General features: G+C 35.0%; 16 protein-coding genes and 1 pseudogene. 11 read left to right on the forward strand and 6 right to left on the reverse strand.

Features of this window, described 5'->3' with window-relative positions; translation table 11 throughout:
- Positions 1–99: 99 nt before the first annotated feature.
- Positions 100–795: a YiaD family glycine zipper/OmpA-like lipoprotein gene (locus J2W48_RS21210; RefSeq protein WP_310284004.1), complete on the reverse strand. Its 696-nt coding sequence runs from the start codon at positions 793–795 to the stop codon at positions 100–102.
- A 17-nt stretch (positions 796–812) separates the two neighbouring features.
- Positions 813–1313, reverse strand: coding sequence for a lipocalin family protein (locus J2W48_RS21215; RefSeq protein WP_310284005.1), 501 nt, complete (start codon positions 1311–1313; stop codon positions 813–815).
- A gap of 182 nt (positions 1314–1495) precedes the next feature.
- On the opposite strand from J2W48_RS21215, the gene htpG reads away from it, so the two are divergent.
- Positions 1496–3379, forward strand: a complete 1884-nt coding sequence (htpG, locus tag J2W48_RS21220) for a molecular chaperone HtpG (protein WP_310284006.1) — start codon at positions 1496–1498, stop codon at positions 3377–3379.
- Between the two features lie 135 nt (positions 3380–3514).
- On the opposite strand, the gene J2W48_RS21225 is transcribed toward htpG, so the two are convergent.
- From J2W48_RS21225 to J2W48_RS21235, 3 genes are read right to left on the reverse strand one after another with little or no spacing between them, the layout of a single operon-like run.
- A complete protein-coding gene (locus J2W48_RS21225; RefSeq protein ID WP_310284007.1) occupies positions 3515–4921 on the reverse strand; it encodes an efflux transporter outer membrane subunit in 1407 nt (468 codons plus the stop codon).
- A gap of 43 nt (positions 4922–4964) precedes the next feature.
- Positions 4965–8111, reverse strand: a complete 3147-nt coding sequence (locus tag J2W48_RS21230) for an efflux RND transporter permease subunit (protein ID WP_310284008.1) — start codon at positions 8109–8111, stop codon at positions 4965–4967.
- A gap of 6 nt (positions 8112–8117) precedes the next feature.
- The gene (locus J2W48_RS21235) at positions 8118–9278 is read right to left on the reverse strand and encodes an efflux RND transporter periplasmic adaptor subunit (protein ID WP_310284009.1); all 1161 of its coding nucleotides are present in this window, start codon (positions 9276–9278) and stop codon (positions 8118–8120) included.
- Positions 9279–9546: 268 nt separating this feature from the next.
- Between J2W48_RS21235 and J2W48_RS21240 the strand changes: the two genes are divergently transcribed.
- The 4 genes from J2W48_RS21240 (at position 9547) to J2W48_RS21255 (ending at position 13024) form a co-directional block, all read left to right on the forward strand.
- On the forward strand, positions 9547–10590 hold the full coding sequence (locus J2W48_RS21240) for a sensor histidine kinase (RefSeq protein WP_310284010.1): 1044 nt from the start codon (positions 9547–9549) through the stop codon (positions 10588–10590).
- Complete coding sequence (locus J2W48_RS21245; RefSeq protein WP_310284011.1) at positions 10590–11321, forward strand: LytR/AlgR family response regulator transcription factor; 732 nt, start codon at positions 10590–10592, stop codon at positions 11319–11321. The genes J2W48_RS21240 and J2W48_RS21245 overlap by 1 nt, the downstream gene beginning before the upstream one ends.
- A 180-nt stretch (positions 11322–11501) precedes the next feature.
- Entirely contained in the window at positions 11502–11918 is a 417-nt protein-coding gene (locus J2W48_RS21250) for a hypothetical protein (protein ID WP_310284012.1), read from the forward strand.
- On the forward strand, positions 11915–13024 hold the full coding sequence (locus J2W48_RS21255) for a hypothetical protein (protein WP_310284013.1): 1110 nt from the start codon (positions 11915–11917) through the stop codon (positions 13022–13024). The genes J2W48_RS21250 and J2W48_RS21255 overlap by 4 nt, the downstream gene beginning before the upstream one ends.
- 5 nt (positions 13025–13029) lie before the next feature.
- Here J2W48_RS21255 and J2W48_RS21260 read toward each other — a convergent pair whose 3' ends face one another.
- The gene (locus J2W48_RS21260; protein WP_310284014.1) at positions 13030–14637 is read right to left on the reverse strand and encodes a family 43 glycosylhydrolase; all 1608 of its coding nucleotides are present in this window, start codon (positions 14635–14637) and stop codon (positions 13030–13032) included.
- A gap of 409 nt (positions 14638–15046) precedes the next feature.
- Here J2W48_RS21260 and J2W48_RS21265 point away from each other — a divergent pair.
- The 6 genes and pseudogenes from J2W48_RS21265 to J2W48_RS21290 all read left to right on the forward strand — a co-directional run bounded on the left by J2W48_RS21265 (position 15047) and on the right by J2W48_RS21290 (position 18360).
- Positions 15047–15628: pseudogene (locus tag J2W48_RS21265) on the forward strand (Crp/Fnr family transcriptional regulator).
- An 88-nt stretch (positions 15629–15716) separates the two neighbouring features.
- Positions 15717–15926, forward strand: a complete 210-nt coding sequence (locus J2W48_RS21270) for a hypothetical protein (RefSeq protein WP_310284016.1) — start codon at positions 15717–15719, stop codon at positions 15924–15926.
- A 5-nt stretch (positions 15927–15931) separates the two neighbouring features.
- Positions 15932–16171, forward strand: coding sequence for a nuclear transport factor 2 family protein (locus J2W48_RS21275; protein ID WP_310284046.1), 240 nt, complete (start codon positions 15932–15934; stop codon positions 16169–16171).
- A gap of 51 nt (positions 16172–16222) precedes the next feature.
- A complete protein-coding gene (locus tag J2W48_RS21280) occupies positions 16223–16804 on the forward strand; it encodes a Crp/Fnr family transcriptional regulator (RefSeq protein WP_310284018.1) in 582 nt (193 codons plus the stop codon).
- A gap of 171 nt (positions 16805–16975) precedes the next feature.
- Entirely contained in the window at positions 16976–17545 is a 570-nt protein-coding gene (locus tag J2W48_RS21285) for a Crp/Fnr family transcriptional regulator (protein ID WP_310284019.1), read from the forward strand.
- A 77-nt stretch (positions 17546–17622) separates the two neighbouring features.
- Entirely contained in the window at positions 17623–18360 is a 738-nt protein-coding gene (locus J2W48_RS21290) for an SDR family oxidoreductase (RefSeq protein WP_310284020.1), read from the forward strand.
- Positions 18361–18384: the final 24 nt, after the last annotated feature.

Here is an 18384-nt window from a genome sequence, read left to right on the forward strand (position 1 = left end):
GTTATTTTTGAAAGTCCAAATTTACAATGTTTAATTCCGAAAGTCAAAAAAAAAGCTGCTTCATTATGAAGCAGCTTTCTTAAATTATATGTATTTGAATTATTTGGCAGCTTCAGCTTTAGCATCATTTACCATTTTGTCATTTGCCGTAATAGCAAATTCAACACGACGGTTTTGAGTTCTTCCTTCCGCGGTATCATTCGAAGCAATTGGGTCAGCAATTCCTAATCCTGTAGTTTTAAATCTGGAAGATTTTAATCCTTTAGAAACTAAATAATTTTTTACAGCAGCAGCTCTTTGCTCAGAAAGCGTTAAATTATATTCTGCTTTTCCTGTACTGTCTGTATAACCGTATATGTTAATATCAGTATCGGCATACTCGTTAAATACCGGAACAATTTTGTCAAGATTTGCTTTAGCCTGAGAAGTCAACGTTGATTTGTTAGTATCAAAACGAACTGCATTTTCATTTAAAGTTAATTTGATTCCTTCTCCAACTCTTTCAACACTTGCGCCTGGCAGGGCCTGATCAATTTCACGGGCTTGCTTGTCCATTTTGTTTCCGATAAGTGCTCCTGTTCCACCACCTACGGCAGCACCAATTGCAGCACCTAAAGCAGTATTTCCGCCTTTACCTAAATTATTTCCTAAAATACCTCCAATAACTCCACCGGCTACTGCACCTATTCCAGCACCTTTTTGGGTATTATTGGCATTTTTTACTGAATCGCAACTTGCAAAAAAACTAACTAATACAAGCAAACTGCTTAAACCTAAAACTTTTATCTTTTTCATTTTATATCTTTTTAAAATTAATTAGTTCTTTGAAATTGGTATGTTACATCTTTAGTCTGACCTCCAACGCTAATATTGTCAATTAACTGAAATGAATTTTCCGTCAGTCCGGCTACTTTTAACAAATATCCTTCTTTAACATTTTTGGATTTTGTTCCTGCTTCAACAATTTTAAGAACAAAAAGTCCCTGATTATTGATGCTCCAGACAATTGGAGAACTAAAAGCAGTACAGCTTGAAGATGTTAAGGTCATACTTCCTTTATTATTGTTTGAAATAAAATTCCATGTGCTTCCAATAAAACATTTAGAATCGGCAATATCAAAAGAATTAACTTTGATATAATCTGAACCGGCATACGATACATCAGTAATTACCCAATTGCCTTTTATGGCTACCTGAGTTGGTCTGTCCAGTTTTTTAGAAAGTGTTGTGTCGGTAGTTGCTGCACCTGAGGACGCAGACTTACATGCAAAAACCAGTGCGGCTATCATGCATACAAAAATAATTTTTTTCATTGTTCTATCAATTAATTTAGAATTAATACTCCTACAAAGGTACAATTCAAATAATAATTTTTGTTTTATAATTTGATATTTTTTCTTTCAAAATTAACATTACGACAATTTGTCATTTATATTAAATTGGTATTCTATTTGAAGAAACTGATAGACATAACTTTAAACTTAATTTATAAAATATGACAACAGGTAAAATTAATGTTTCGGTAGAAAACATCTTCCCTTTAATCAAAAAATTCTTATACAGCGATCACGAAATTTTCTTGCGTGAGTTGGTTTCAAACGGTACTGATGCTACTTTAAAATTAAAACACCTTATTAGTATTGGCGAAGCGAAAGTAGAATACGGAAATCCGGTTATCGAAATCAAAGTTGACAAAGAGGGCAAAAAAATCCATATTATTGACCAGGGTTTGGGTATGACTGCTGATGAAGTAGAAAAATACATCAATCAGGTTGCTTTTTCAGGAGCTGAGGAATTTTTGGATAAATATAAAGATTCTGCTAAAGATTCTGGAATTATCGGTCATTTTGGTCTTGGTTTTTATTCTGCTTTTATGGTTGCAGAAAAAGTAGAAATCATTACCAAATCATACAAAGATGAACCAGCCGCGCACTGGACATGTGACGGAAGCCCGGAATTTACTTTAGAACCAGCTGACAAAACTTCACGTGGTACTGAAATTATACTTCATATTGCTGAAGATTCTTTAGAATTTTTAGAAGATTCAAAAATCAGCGGTTTATTGAATAAGTATAACAAGTTTATGCCTATTCCGATTAAATTCGGAACCAAAACAGAAACACTTCCAAAACCGGAAGATGCTCCAGAAGATTATGTAAACGAAACTGTTGAGACAGATAATATCATCAATAATCCAAACCCGGCCTGGACAAAACAGCCAACTGAATTATCTGATGCGGATTACAAAAACTTCTACAGAGAATTGTATCCAATGCAGTTCGAAGAGCCATTATTCAACATTCATTTAAATGTAGATTACCCTTTTAACCTTACTGGTATTTTGTATTTCCCAAAATTGGGATCTGACATGCAAATACAAAAAGATAAAATTCAATTGTACCAAAACCAGGTTTACGTTACCGATAACGTAGAAGGAATTGTGCCTGAATTTTTGACTATGTTAAAAGGTGTTATTGATTCTCCGGACATTCCGCTGAATGTTTCCCGTTCAGGTTTACAGGCAGATGGTGCCGTTAAGAAAATTTCTAACTACATCACTCGTAAAGTTGCTGATAAATTGAAAGCGTTATTCAACGAAAACCGTGCTGATTTTGAAGCTAAATGGAACGATATTAAAATCGTTTTAGAGTATGGAATGCTTTCTGAGGATAAATTCTACGAAAAAGCAGGTGCTTTCGTTTTGTATCCAACTGTAGATGATACTTATTTCACTTTGGAAGAATTAAAAGAAAAACTAAAAGAAAACCAAACCGATAAAGACGGAAAATTGGTTGTTCTTTATGCCGGAAACAAGGAAGCGCAACACTCTTATATTCAGACTGCAAAAGAAAAAGGATACGAAGTATTACTTTTAGATTCTCCAATTATTTCGCATTTGATTCAAAAAATTGAAGGTGATAATAAAGATGTAACTTTTGTACGTGTTGATTCTGATCATATCGATAATTTGATTAAAAAAGACGAAAACACGATTTCTAAATTGTCTGATGAAGAAAAAGAAAGTTTAAAAACGTCATTAGAAGCCTATATTCCAAAAGCATATTCAGTTCAACTAGAGGCTATGGATAGTCAGGCTGCTCCGTTTATCATTACACAACCGGAATTTATGCGCAGAATGAAAGAAATGAGCCAATCTGGTGGTGGTGGAATGTTTGGAATGGGAAATATGCCGGAAATGTACAATTTGGTAGTAAACACCAATTCTGATCTGGCTTCCAGCATTTTAAATACTGAAGATAAGTCAACACAGGAAAGTTTAGTTAAACAAGCTTTAGATTTGGCAAAATTATCTCAAAATCTATTAAAAGGAGAAGAACTTACTGCTTTTGTAAAGAGAAGTTTTGATTTGATTAAATAGGCTTTTCAGTCAAAAATAGTTAATTAAACCTGCAAACTTATCATTTGCAGGTTTTTTTACAGGCCAATTTCAAAAGATGATATTACAACTCCTCCTTTTTAAAATTAAGAGAAATAAATAATTTTCTAAAACTATTTATTTCCATCCACCACCAAGCGCACGATACAAATCAACAACTGCCTGTAATTTCTGTAAGTTATCATTTATACCGCTTAATTGTGCTGATAAAAGGTTTTGTTCTGATGTTAATACATCTGTATAATTAGTAGCTGAACTGTACTCCAAAAGCTGCTGTGTAAAATCGACTGCTTTTTCTAAAGCTGCAATTTGTTTTTCTCTTGAATCTTGTTTTTCAACAGCCATTTGATAAGAATACAACGCATTCGAAACTTCCTGGCCCGCTGTCAAAAGACTTTGCTGAAAATCATTATACGCCTGCACTTGTTGTGACTGCGTGGTTGTCAATCTTGTTTTATTGATTCCCTGATTAAATATCGGCTGTGTCAATCCTCCTATTAAGGAATAAAAAACCGAATTCGTAAAGAAATCCGTCAACTGCAAATTAGAAAATCCGCCGCTGGCTGTCAAGGTTAAACTTGGGTAAAAATAAGTTTTTGCCATATTGGTCATTTCAAAAGCATTCCTCAAATTAAATTCAGCCTGACGGACATCCGGACGATTCTGGAGCAATTGAGAAGGCAGCCCTGTTGCAAGATTTTCAGGAATGACCTGATTTTCTAAAGTTCCCCTGTCAATTGGTCCTGGAGCTTGTCCTAACAAAATATTCAAAGTATTTTCGGTTTCACGGATACTTTGTTTTAAATCCGGAATCAAAACTTCTGCTGCATGCTGATTAGCCTCACTCTGTACTACCGAAGCACCGGTAACGATCGCACCTTCTTTTAAATCTTTTATCGTTTGCACATTTTTAATACGGCTTTCTAATGTTTCCTGTGTAATGAGCAATTGTTTATCATACGCTAATAACAAAAAATAATTATTAGCAATGTCAGCTATTAATTGTGTTTGTACGGCTTGTTTTGCAGCATCTGTAGCCAAATAAGAGGCCAAAGCTGCTCTCTTCGAACTGCTTAGTTTTCCCCAAATATCAGCTTCCCAGGAGGTGCTTAAACCTAATTTATAGGTTGTTGTCAGGGTATTGATATTTATTCCGGCCGGAAAGTTTAATCCTGCTTCTGATTGTTTGGTATGAGTTGCATTTGCGTCCAGATTCAATGTTGGATAATACGCCAGTTTACTCTGACGTAAAGAAGCTCTTGCCTGCACAATGTTTTCAATCGCATTTTTCAGATTAAGATTCTGATCTAATCCTTTTTGAATTAAGGCATTTAATTTTTCATCTTTAAAAACACTCTGCCACGGCATATTGGCAATCGTAGTCGAATCGACTACAGCCTGATCGCGATACAGCTTATCCGTCGAAATGGTCGACGGACGCTCGTATTTTTTGGTAACCGAACACGCACTTAAAAGTGTGGCTGCAGTTACCATTATAATATATTTATTTGCGTTATGAATCATTTCTCTTTTCATTAAATTACTACTCTTTATGAGCTTCTATTAGTTATACTTCACCATCCTCATCACCTTCGTCATCATAGTTTTCTTTGGCCGGGCCACTTATTTTTTCCTGTAAAGTCTGGAAAATGATAAACAATACCGGAATAACAAATACTCCCAAAATGGTTCCGGTTAACATTCCTCCAACAGCACCGGTACCGATTGATTTGTTTCCGACAGCACCCGCTCCTGAAGCAAACATTAGCGGAACAAGTCCGAAAATAAAAGCAAAAGAGGTCATTAAAATTGGACGTAAACGCGCTACGGCCCCTTCAATTGCAGCTTCAACAATCGGCAGTCCTTTTCGTCTTCTTTCGAGGGCAAATTCGACAATCAAAATTCCGTTTTTCGCCAGAAGTCCAATCAACATGATTAGTGAAATCTGCAGGTAAATATTACTGTTTAATCTGAATATAATCGAGAATAAATACGCTCCCGCCAATCCAAACGGAATGGAGAATAGTACCGCAAAAGGCAAAATATAACTCTCGTATTGCGCACTTAACAGGAAATAAACAAACACAAGACATAAAATAAAGATGAAAATAGTTTCACTTCCTGATGCCAATTCCTCACGAGTTAAACCAGAGAATTCGTATCCGTAACCTGCCGGGAGATTTTCTGCAGCCACTTCCTGAATTGCTTTAATTGCATCTCCGGAACTATATCCAGGATTTGGCGCTCCAGTAATCGAAATAGAAGTAAATAAGTTAAATCTTGAGATTGATTCTGGTCCAAACACTCTGGTCATGGTTACAAATTCCGTAATTGGCGCCATGTTACCAGCGCTGTTGCGGACAAAGATCTTATTCAAACCTTCTGTATTGGTTCTGAATTCAGGAGAAGCCTGAATCATTACACGATATTGTTTTCCGAACTTATTAAAATTCGAAGCATACAATCCGCCATAATACCCCTGCATTGTTGACAAAATCGAATTGACTGTTACACCTGCATCTTTGGCTTTAGCCAGATTAATATCCATCATATATTGCGGAAAACCCGGATTAAACGGCGTTGTTGCATATTGTATTTCAGGACGTTTCGACAGCTTTTCTAAAAATTCTGTATTTACCTTAAAAAATTCTGCCGTACTATGCCCTCCTTTATCCTGCAATTGGAATTCGAATCCGCCACTTTGCCCGAATCCCTGAATGGTTGGCGGTGAAATAAAGAAAATATTAGCTTCGCGAATGCCGCTTGTTTTGGCAAAAAGCTGACCAATTACCTCATCAACGCTTAAGTCACGTTTGTTCCACGTTTCCAGTTTTACTATAACCATACTGTAGGCACTTCCCGCTCCTGCTGTAAAGTTCTGTCCCACAATACGAAGTGTGTTTTTAACCCCTGGAATCGTATGGGCAATACTGTCTACCTGCTTCGCTATTACATCAGAACGTTCCATAGAAGCTGATGGCGGTAAACTGATGTTGGCAAAAACAGTTCCCTGATCTTCCGCAGGAACGAAAGCGGATGGCGTTGTCTTCATCATATAAAATAAGGCTGTTCCGGCAATAAGAATAGAAGCCAGAACAATCCATTTTTTGACAGAAAGAAAACTAACCGAGCGTTTGTATCTATTTGTTACATTATCAAATGCAACATTAAATGACATATAAAATCTTTGAATAAAACTTTTGTGTTTATGATCGTCAGCATGCGGTTTTAAAAGCAAAGCACACAATGCCGGACTCAAAGTCAGGGCATTTACTGCCGAAAGAATAATCGCAACGGCTAATGTGATACCAAACTGCTTGTAAAAAACCCCCGTTGATCCCGTAATAAAAGTAACCGGAATAAATACAGCCGCCATTACCAGCGTAATCGAAATAATCGCTCCGGAAATTTCATCCATCGCGTCAATCGTTGCTTTTTTGGATGATTTATAGCCGCTGTCGAGCTTGGCATGCACTGCTTCAACGACGACAATGGCATCATCGACGACAATACCAATAGCAAGCACCATTGCAAAAAGTGTCAATAAATTGATCGTAAATCCGAATAAATTCAGAAAGAAAAATGTTCCAACAATCGCCACCGGAACCGCAATCGCCGGAATTAAAGTTGACCTGAAATCCTGAAGAAAAATAAATACTACAATGAAAACCAGTATAAAAGCTTCAATCAGAGTATGGATTACCTTCTCGATCGAAGCATCCAAATTTTCGTTAACATCAACAAGAAGCGTATATTTTACTCCTTTCGGGAAATTTTTTGCTGCTTCTTCAATCAGTTCTTTAGAATTGTTGATTACATCGCGGGCATTTGATCCGGGAGTCTGGCTAATTGCCATTGCTGCTGATTCTACACCGTTTGTTTTAATTGTTGCGGCATAACTTAGAGATCCTAATTCTACTTTAGCAACATCTTTTAATCGCAGCATTTGTCCGTTTCCAACCGATTTTATGATGATATCTCCAAATTCCTGATCAGTGGTTAAACGTCCTTTATACTTAATTACATATTGAAAGGCCTGATTTCCGTTTTCACCAAATTTACCTGGTGCAGCTTCAATATTTTGTTCAGCTAAAGCTGCAGAAATATCGCTCGGAATCAGTTTGTATTGCTGCATAACATCCGGTTTCAGCCAGATTCTCATTGAATAATCTTTTGCCCCAAAAACGGTTACATCTCCCACTCCTACTACACGCTGGATTTGCGGCACAAGGTTAATTTTAGCATAATTTTGAAGGAAAGTCTGATCGTAAGCTTTGTCGTCACTGTACAAAGAGAAAATTAATAAGTTGCTACTCTGGCTTTTGGTTACCGTAACCCCAGCCTGAGTTACCTCTACCGGCAATAAACTTGTGGCTCTCGAAACCCTGTTTTGTACGTTTACTGCAGCCAAATCAGGATTGGTACCTACTTTAAAAAAGATTTTGATAGAAGCATTTCCGTCGTTTGTTGCTGTAGAAGTCATGTATGTCATGTTTTCTACACCATTAATTTGTTCTTCAAGCGGAATTACGATACTTTTAAGTACCACATCTGCATTGGCTCCCGTATAACTTGCTGATACATTTACCGTTGGCGGTGCAATATCCGGGTACTGCGCAATAGGAAGTGCCGCAAGCCCCAAAACACCCAGAATTACGATAATAACAGATATTACTGTAGAAAGTACTGGTCGTTGTATGAATATTTTAAACATTTGTTTTTATTTTAAGTCGGCATAAACAGTTTCAGGATTTTGATTTTGGGCTTTGATTTGAGTTCCGTCTTTAAGCGCTGCAACGCCTTCCAAAACAATTTGCTCTCCCGCCTTAAGACCGCTTTCTACTACATAATAATTTCCTGCAGTATTGTCTAGTACCTTAATATTGGTATTTTTAGTCTTACCATCTTTTCCCACCACTACTGCAAAAAGTTTATCCTGAAGCTCAAAAGTGGCACTTTGCGGAATAATCAAAGCTTCTTTTACTTCTTTTGGAATTCTTACCGTTGTACTGCTCCCACTTCTGATAATTCCTTTTGGATTTGGAAAACGGGCCCTTATGTTCACGGTACCAGTTTCTGTATTAATTAATCCGTTCACAGTTTCGATACGTCCTTTTTCATCATAAGTGGAACCATCTGAAAGAAGTAATGAAACCTCGGGCAATTTTTTTATTTTTTCAGCCAGCGTAGTTCCTGAACCTGTATTTTGAGTAAAATTCAAAAGCATTTTTTCATTCAATGCAAAATAGGCATAAACGTTACCGATACTGGAAACTGTTGTTAACGGATCTGCATTGTTTGAACTCACCAAACTTCCCAAACGAAAGGGAATAGACCCCACAACACCATTTACCGGACTTGTTACGGTTGTATACCCTAAATTGGTTTTAGCATTTACTAAAGCTGCATTTGCCTGTGCCAAAGTTGCCAAAGCTGATTCATAAGAATACTGTGCCGATTCTAAATCGTACTTACTGATGATGCCTTTTTCGACAAGAGGTGTTACTTTATTAACAGCCAATTTTGCCGCACTCACTTCTGCCTGAGCACTTTTGATACTTGCTGCTGCGGTGCGAACCTGCTGCTCATATTCCGGAGCGCTGATTTTAAATAACGGTTGTCCGGTTTTTACAACTGCCCCTTCATCTACAAAAATTTTGTCGATATACCCCTCAACCCTTGGGCGTATTTCTATATTTTGCTGTCCCTGAATACTGGCCGGGAAGTCTGTATTTAAAGTCGCTGATTTTAGCTCTAAAATCAGCGTTTTATATTCTTTAACCTGCTGTGCGCCTCCGGCCGGAACCGATTTGTCATTTTTACCACAAGATGCGATAACAATTGATGCTGCGAGAATGCTTAAAAAGGATTGCTTATTCATCGGAAATAATGTGTAATTATCAATTTATTAAGGGACAAAAGAACTAAAATATAAGAAACAAAAAAGTTTCAATAGACGAACGGCAGGAGACAATCGATAGAGATAACCTGACAACCGATGGATTTTTTTTTAAAATTAAACAAGTGTTTAGTTTTGAAACTCGTCGGCTCTAATGGGGTTTATAAGGACTGTAAATCTGTTTTTAACGATTGGTTCAAAATTACAATCAAATAAAATGTAATATTACCTCAATAAAACAAAATTGATAATGGCAGCAAACTTCTACAAACCTTATTTCCTTACTGTAATGCACATTCTGGGGTGGTTATTATTGGGATTTATTATGTTGTTTTATATTCCGATCACCTGGAATGTGGTACTGCCGTCTGTCTTTTGGCTTTGGCAGATTATCCTGTTGATATTATTAATTATTATCTTTTATACTAATGCCAAAATCATAGTTCCCAAAACCATTATAACAGATAATACTTCTGCATTTTTAATTTGGGCTTTTCTCACGATTTTTGCCATGCAGATTATTGCCTATTGTTATACTTCGCAGACAGATCTTCATATTAAAATCAGTGAAGTTCTGGGATTTAAAAAATATAGAAATCCCTATTTTGATAATTATGTTTTAATGCTTACCCTGCTCGTTTTGGGTATCAGCACCAGCTGGGCAATGCTGCATTATTGGCAAAAAGCTGCACAGCACAAACAAAAATTGGAACAGGATAAAACAATGGCTGAATTAGCAATGCTTAAGGCACAGATTAATCCGCATTTCTTTTTTAATTCACTAAACAGCATCTATTCCTTAACTTATACCGACATTGAAGATTCAAGAAATGCACTTCATACTTTAAGCCGAATGATGCGATATCTTCTTTACAGTACTGAGGAGAGAACAACATTGCTTAAAGAAGCCGAATTTATGAGGGATTTTATTGCTCTGATGAGACTTCGAGCCAACAGAAAACTGACGATTACGACAAAAATACCGGAAAAAATAAATGATTATCCAATTGTTCCTATGTTATTGCTACCTTTAGTAGAGAATGCTTTTAAGCACGGCATTCATGCAACGGATAAAAGTGAGATTCATATTTCGCTTACGCAGAAGGGAAGCAATCTGGAATTTGAAGTAGAAAACACCTACTTCGAAAAATCTTCTACAACAGATGAAGGTGGGATCGGATTAACAAATACCAAACGAAGGCTTCATTTGATTTATCCTCAAAAACATATACTGATAGCCGGTATAGCCAAAAACGGAATGTATAATGTAAAGCTGCAAATAACTTTAGAATAATGACACTATTAAAATGTATAGCAGTAGATGATGAACCACTGGCATTAAAGCTGGTTGAAACCTTTATTAATCAGACTCCCTTTCTAGAATTAAGTGCCAGCTGTGATAATGCGGTCGAAGCAATGACTTTAATTAAAGAAAAACAGCCGGATCTTGTTTTTTTGGATATCAATATGCCAAATTTAACCGGAATGGAGTTAGCGAGACTTTTACACGAACAACCCGGACCAGTGCCAAAGATTGTTTTTACTACCGCTTATAATCATTATGCTATAGAAGGATACCGCGTAAATGCGGTAGATTATCTATTAAAACCTTTTAGTTATGAGGAGTTTTTACGAGCAGCCAATAAAATACTTCAAATAACTGACGAATCTTCCAATCACTATCAGCCTATTAATGCAGATGATGAATTTATTTTCCTAAAAGTGGAATATCAATGGGTTCGCATTTCTCTTAAAGATATTTTATTCATCGAGAGTTTAAAAGATTACGTAAAAGTCCATTTTGACAATTCTCAAAAATCGGTGCTTTCACTTATATCCTTAAAGGCTTTAGAAGAAAAATTGCCTTCATCAAAATTTATGCGTATCAACCGCTCTTATATTGTATCACTTGACAAAATAAATTCCATTAGCAAAAATTCAGTATTCATTACTACCACTGAAATAACTGTTGGCGAGCAATACAAGGAAACATTCAAAATAATTGTTGATAAATGGATAAGCTGATAATATTTAAAGAACCTCAATATATTACCTGCAAGCTTTATATTGCAGGTGTTTTGTTTTACTGAATCAGTAAGATTATTTCAAATAAACTAAAAATATTCAGTTGATATGTTCTGAGTAAGAAGTATTTGTGTAATTTTATTCTGTATAAAAAATCATGTAGAATTTTATTTTAAAACCATGGAAATTTTCGAAACCAAAGAAGCCAAACATTCAAAATTATTTTTAGAGGTCAATTTTGATTACAAATATTTATCGCGCACCTGGGTAGAGAAAGAAGAAATGGGAACCTGGAAAAAAGCCACCATAAATGATTCTAATCCTGGTGATGGCAATATCAATTTTTTCGAAGTTGGTAAAACAACTGATTTTAAAGATAAATACAGAATCATAATAATAACTTATTTTGATTTACAGAAAGTAAAAGATACAGATGATTTTATAGATAAATTAAAAATACATTATCATTTGGTTGAAGATGATGATCAGCCCGGGAGTTTTCATGTCAGCAAAATTTACAAATGTGCAAAAGATGAAATACTTATTTCAGATGATAAAATAATTTTATTAGTAACTAAAATAATTGAAATCAAATGAAAACGAGATCAATAATATTCCTGTTTTTAGTTACTTTGAAAATCTTTTCGCAAGAATCAAATACTATTAAAATAACTGATTTGGAGTTACCGAACGCTCCGGCTTTTACTATACTTGATTATTCTCCGACTATCATAAGCACCCCCTCTGCTACACAAGCGTTTACACTGAGTCTGATCAATAGCATTAGTTCAGGAAACAGCGGTTTCCCTACTGATTATGCTTTAGAATTCACTCCATATTGGGTATTTGCCAACAAAGGCAGAAACTTGACCGATTATGTAATTAAAGAAAATCAAAAAAGTTATTCCAAACCTTATAAGAATCTTTCCTTTTCATTAGCTTCAGTAAAAAAAGATACTATCCAGAATGTATCAGTTGGAATCCGAACAAATTTTCTGACTATCAACAGAAAAGACAGAAAGGAATCTATTGATAACCTGCTTCTGAAATTGGATAGATTTAAAAAAATAACAGACGAACAATTAACTCTTGACAAAAACCCGCATGAATCCGGGACAGCTGAATATAATAAATGGAATTTAGATCAGATTAATAAATTATCAAAACTGGAAGAATACAAAAAACTGACTTCTGATATTTATGGTGTAATTGATACTTTAGAAGCTTCAAAACCTGTATTTACAGCCGATATTGCAACTGCTTATAATCACTTTTTTGATGAGAATGAGTTTCAATCAGGAAAGTTGGGACTATATGGTGGCTGGTTAACGTTAAACGCCAATTTTAAATTAAGTAAAATCACTAATAATTATCTTAGCATTTATCAATACTCAAGATATTTGATTGATGAAATGACTTATGATACCACTCTGTTATCTTATAAAAAAGAAAAAAACTTTGATGTAGGAGCCAAAATTGAATTGCAATTGAATGATTTTGCTATTGCCTACGAATATATAAACAGAACTAATCAAAAAGACAATTACAGATCGGTGGGCAATTTAAAATATAAGATCAATGAAAGATTTACCATCACGGGAGGTTTTGGTAAAAATTTTGAAAAAACAGACAATCTGGTTTCCTTTCTCGGAATCAGCTGGGGAATTGCCAACAACAATGAATTAAATATTGTGGACAAATAATCTAATCATTTTTTAATAAAAGTTACATCATCAACCTGACAATTAGCGTTTGCTGTACCATCAGCCAAAAAACCAATTTCTACTTTCTCTCCTTTAACCGGAATGTTAGAAATATGAATTGTTTTCCATAATCCGTTTTCTTCTTCAATATTGTATTTCAACCTCTTACCGTTGCTTAGAACATACATTTCCAAATTGTTAAAACCATTACTGTTTTTTATTTTGGCAGTCAGATTGTATAAACCATTTTCCAGTTTTACATACGGTGAAGACGTTATAATTTGGAATATTTTTCGTTTAAAGTTAACCTTATCACTAATATTTAAACTTTTCTCTCCTATTACAATTTTTCTGTCGGCTTCTGTATTAAAATAATTTATAACCGGCGAATTTATACTGTCAAGCCCAATTTTATTTCCCTCTAAAACCTCATCATTCCAGCCAGTTAATTTTATTTGAATCGGTTTTACAGGACTCGGAATATATCTTCTGTCAGCTTCAAAACTGCCATTCATAACATAATTATTGTCTTTGGCTACTTTCCAAATACCAGTTTTGGCATTGAGATTCCAGGAATTAAGAGAATTAAAATACGGTGTACTTCCATCGAATGACATAGGACACCATTGATTATATCCTAATCCATTGCCGGCAAAATTTGCCCATCGATCCCCACAATACACTATTGTTTCCTGCATGCTTCCTTTTACAGAAACAAAAAAACCTGTTTGGGATATATGTGCAAAATCTTCAGAAGAACCGTTCGTAATAAACATTTCATTAGCCGGCAGATAAGGTCCCCTTATATCATCTGCAACCAGATAATAGGCAAAAGAGCCATCCCACCCATATATATTGGAGGCATACATATAATATTTGTTTTTGTACCTGAACATGCAATTTCCTTCACGGCTTTCCCCTTTAAAAATTTGCGTGCAATCCAATAGATTTACTTTTCCGTCCTTGACACCAATTTCAGAAACATAAATTTTATTTCTTCCCTTTCCATACGAATAAATTAAGTAGGATTTTCCCGTGCCCTCATCAGTAAATACAGTCTGATCCCCGGTATTACTGGTACCAATCATTTTTTCCATGTTTATTTTCTGATGCCATGTAAACTTATCCGTTGGCGAATTTGAAAGTGTTATCAATACTTCACTTCCATGCTGAACAAACAATGCATATTTATTCAGTTCTTTAATATAAGCTACACCCAAACGACCTACCCATGTTTTTCCCGACTTATTTACTTCGTCTTTAGTAATAACATCACCTTCAAACGTCCAATTAACCAAATCAGTTGAGCTATAACAGGTAACCGATTGAAAAGTAGCATTCGGGTAGGTAATAAATGGCGCATTTCTATAACTGTCAGCTTCTTCATAATGTACACCATACCAATAATATTTTGTTGTTCCGGTTACAGGATCAGGAAACTTAAAAATACCCCCACCCTGACTATTTAACGGCTGTCCATCTTTAGTATTCCAAAATACATCATTTTTGATGTTTTGATTTTGTGCGTTAACATTGCCGATTATAGTTACTCCTAAAATAAAAGCTACAACTAAAACAGATATTTTAGAAAAATATATTTTGTTAATTTTCATATTATTTCAGTTTATAATTTGGTGTGATTAAATTTCTATCTACAATCTATTATCAATTTCATTAATCATATAACGCAAAGTAATCAAGATTTATCGTTGATTCAAATATTTTTAGCTAAGCCGTTTAGTACTCTTATTCATTAGGAAAAGTATCCAAGCCATAACTTCATAGTATTAAGGAAGTATCTGACAAAAGTGCTTTTGATAGCATCGTGATTTCATACCTAACATAAATAAACTTAGAAAGATAACAAAAATAGAAGGTCTATTACACAGGAATTAATGATGATTTTAAGTGGCTGACAAAGTTTGTCTTCGGTTATTATAACTATAAATTCAGTACATTTATCTTCCAAATTGCTTATCCCATTTAATCGCAACTGTGATTAGAGAAACAAGATACTATTGAATGACCGAACTTCTTAAACAAAATATTGCAGCACACATTTCTCTTTCTGAAAACGAAATGGAAGCATTCTGTAACTTGTTTCAACATCAAACAATGAAGAAAAAAAGTTTCTTGCTGCGGGAAGGTGAAGTTTGCAAATTTGAAGGTTTTGTTGTCAAAGGGCTTTTTCGGGTCTATCATATTGACCAAAATGGTTTTGAACAAGTGCTCTATTTTGCTATTGAAAACTGGTAGATTACCGATATTGACAGTTTTACGAATGAAAAACCATCGCAACTTTTTATAGAAGCACTTGAAGACAGTGAGGTGCTTGTTATTTTAAAAAAAGACAAGGAATTTGCTTATGCCAATTTGCCTAAAATAGAAAAGCTGTTTCGGGTAATGACCCAAAAAACGCACGTTGCCCTTCAGCGTAGAATGATTGATAATCTGAGTAAAACAGCAGAGTCCCGTTACATAGAATTTACAGAAAAATATCCCCAACTTATCCAGCGTCTTTCCAACATTCAGGTGGCTGCTTATTTAGGTATTACCAATGTTTTTTTAAGTAATATTCGAAAGAAAATTGCCTCTGAAAAATAAGAATTCCTTTTAATTATTTAAACTAGTTTAATGTTTTGAGATAGCATACCGTTTCATCTTTGCAGTGTTAATTTTAAACAACACAAAAATGAAACAGAGTATCTCAACAGCATTTATAACAATTTTAATTTTATTTAATATGGAAACACAAGCACAAAGTTTCAAAACTATAGAAGCCAAAAATTTAAACCTTCAGGTTTACAATGCATCAGAAAACAGTTTTGGTGCAGCATCGGTAATGCTATTTCCTGGACAGAAGCCAATGGTTTTCCGTATGCTGGCACTTACATTGGTTTAGAAGACATAACCAAAAATGTTTTTAGCCGGTTAGGAAGCGAATGGATCGACTATAAATTTACTCCTGAAGATTATGTTGCCAGCGATGATAAAGTCGTTGCTTTCGGCACTTACACAGGAACTTATAAAATGGCAGGCAAATCATTTACAGCCAGAGTGGCTCACATTTGGAAATTGAAAGACAGTAAAATTATTAGTTTTGAACAATTTGTAGATAGCCAGACAGTCAATGATGCTATGAAATAAAAATCGTTTTTTTTTATACCTTGCATTGTTTTAAAATAAAGCTCAAACGCAATGCACGAAAAACTAATAACCCACATCAATAAGCACATAAGCTCTCCACTTACACATGAAGAAGAAGCATTAATTGTAGCAACTTTTCAACCTAAAAAATTACGAAAAAAGCAATATTTTTTACAAGAAGGTGATGTCTCTAAGCATGCTGGTTTTATTATAAAAGGAGCTATGCGACAATACAGTGTAGACGACAAAGGCATAGAACACATTATACACCTGTACATTGAAAACTATTGGGCAAACGACCGCGAAAGCTCGACTATGCTTACCCCGTCAAAATATAATATTGATGCCTGGGAAGATACTGAAATGCTTATTATTACAAGAGCTGAAATGCTGGATTTGATGGAAAAAATACCTGCTTTGGTACAAATGACACGAATAATGGATGAGCGAAATGCCATTGCCAACCAACGCAGATTAAGTTCAACCATCAGTAATACGGCTGAAAAACGTTATGAAGAATTTGCAGCAAATCACCCGCAATTTATTCAACGGTTTCCGCAACATATTATTGCTTCTTTTTTGGGTATTACCAAAGAAACATTGAGCCGAATTAGAAAACAGGGAACAAAATAAGCTCTGTTTTACTTTTATAAAACCGTTGATAAATGTCAACGGTTTTTATCATTTTTCACCTTTGCTATGTACACTTTCGATGCAGATTTGCATTCTAAAAAATAAAATGAAAAAGAAAGTTTTTTGCCAAATGACAAATCTTATAAGAATAACGTTAACTAATTTGCAACAATGAAAGCATTTATAGAATACATTTTACAGTTTGGAAATTTAAACCAACAACAACTTGACCTGATTTCAAAAAAAGCATCAATATTAGAACTCAGCAAAGACGACTATTTTTCGGAAGCGGGGAAAATTGCCCGACAAGTTGGCTTTGTTGCAGAAGGCATTACCCGGGTTTGTTATTACAATAATAAAGGCGAAGAAATAACCAAATATTTCATTGACGAAAACAATATTGTGGTTGATTTAGACAGTTTTAACAATGAAATTTGTTCTTCTGCTTATGTGCAGGCTATTACTGATTGCAAGCTGATTGTCTTTTCAAAAAAAGACTGGCAGGAATTGCTGGATACAATTGTTGGCTGGGACACCATTGTAAATAGAATCACTTCGAAAGCATTGATGCTAAAAGTAGCCAGAAGAAGCCCATTGGTTACAGAAGATGCTACTGAACGCTATTTAAAGTTTTTGGAAATATATCCCAATGTTGTCAACCGCGTTCCCCTTTCTTATATCGCTTCTTATTTAGGCATTACTCAATCTTCCTTAAGCAGAATCAGAAAAAATATCCGATAAAGTGCTTTTTGCCAAATGGCAAATGATTTCGTTTTTAAACGTTGCAATTTTGCTTCATTAATTTTAAAAACATAAAAATGAAGTCAGTATTAATAACAGGAGCTAACAGAAGCATTGGTTTGGAAATCGCAAAACAATTTTCAAAAAAAGGCTTATTTGTTTATTTAGGAACACGTGACCCTGAAAAAGGCGAAGCAGTTGTAAAAGAATTAACAGAAAGTGGTTTTCAAAACATCAAAGCTATTCAAATCGATGCAACTAATTATGATTCGATTTTGTCTGCCAAAAATAGTATCGAAAAAGAGCAGGGCAAATTGGATATTTTAATTAACAATGCAGGAATTTTTGGAACAAATCCACAACAGGCATCAGATACCCCGATTGAAGACATCCAAAAAGTGTTCGACACCAACTTCTTTGGCGTAATCCAAGTGACGCAAACCTTTCTGGAATTGCTCAAAAAATCAGAAAATCCAAGGATCAGCAATATTACTTCCGGATTGGGTTCTTTGACTTTGCACAGTGATCCAAATTGGAAATACTATGATTTTAAAACGGCAAGTTACGGAACTTCAAAAACAGCTTTGAATGCTTACACTATTGCATTGGCATATGAACTTAAGGATTTGTCTTTTAAAGTAAATGCAATCGACCCTGGTTATACAGCAACCGATTTCAATCATCATAGCGGATCTGGAACAATCGAAAGTGCTGCAACTTTTATCATTAAACATACACTAACCGATGATAATGCCCCAACGGGAAAATTTTTCAGTAATGACATACAGGATGAAACGGAAGTTAGTCCCTGGTAAAAAAAGGATCCCATATCATTCCGT

Source organism: Flavobacterium piscis (assembly GCF_031457575.1).
Lineage (GTDB): Bacteria > Bacteroidota > Bacteroidia > Flavobacteriales > Flavobacteriaceae > Flavobacterium > Flavobacterium piscis_A.